This is a genomic window from Chromohalobacter sp. 296-RDG (assembly GCF_029889885.1).
Classification (GTDB): domain Bacteria; phylum Pseudomonadota; class Gammaproteobacteria; order Pseudomonadales; family Halomonadaceae; genus Chromohalobacter.
Window position 1 is genome coordinate 1 of sequence record NZ_JARANY010000251.1, and the last position, 953, is coordinate 953.

Consider the following 953-nt stretch of genomic DNA (forward strand, 5'->3'; position numbering starts at 1 on the left):
GCATAGCCCGGTGCCGGCGCCCACGTCACTGGCCAGCGAGGTGATGACGCCGGCGTTACGGGTGGCGAGGCGATCGAAAAGCCCGCTGCCCAGAAACAGGTTGGACGTCGGCGAGAAGGCGATATTGGCACCGGCATCTGCAAGCCGCGTGCGCTCGTCCGCGGAGAGATGGATGCCGTGCGCGTAGGTGCTGCGCGGACCGACCAGCCCGTAGCGTTCGTAGACGGCGAGATAGTCCCGACATTCGGGAAACAGCTCGGCGACCCAGGCGAGCTCGCCCCGATTTTCCGAGAGATGGCTCTGTAGATACAGGCTTGGGTCGTTGCGCAGTACGCCACCCACGGCATCGAGCTGTTCGCGACTCGATGTCGGTGCGAAACGCGGCGTCAGCGAATACGCCAGACGATCCTTGCCGTGCCAGTCGGCGATGAGCCGCTCGCTATCGCGGATACCGCCGGTGGCGGTGTCGGTGAGCGCCTCCGGGGCGTGACGATCCATCAGCACCTTGCCTGCCAGCAGGCGCAGCCGCCGTTGCTGGGCGGCACTGAAGATGCTGTCTACCGAGCCAGGGTGAGAGGTGCAGAAGACCTGGGCGGTGGTGGTGCCGCCGCGCAGCATCTCGTCGAGAAAGCGCTCGGCGACATCTGTGGCATGGGCGCGTTCGGCGAAACGGCATTCGGCGGGGAAGGTGTAGTCGTTGAGCCAGTCGAGCAATTCACGGCCGAACGAGGCAATGATATCGAGTTGCGAATAGTGCACGTGGCTGTCGATGAATCCCGGCATGATCAGCTTGCCGCGGTAGTCGACGAGCTCGATCTTTTCGGGCACATGCGCGGCGAGGACGGAAAAGTCGTCGACCGCGCGAATGCGGCCATCTTCTACCCACACGGCGCCGTCCTCCCAATAGCGCAGGCTATCGGCTTGCGGGGTGGGCGCTTCGCCGGGATCGGCGT

General features: G+C 65.0%; 1 protein-coding gene. It reads right to left on the minus strand.

Annotated elements, in window-relative coordinates; genetic code table 11:
• Positions 1 to 953: guanine deaminase (gene guaD / locus OP495_RS18935; protein ID WP_280571197.1), on the minus strand; the 953-nt coding region annotated here is incomplete at both ends.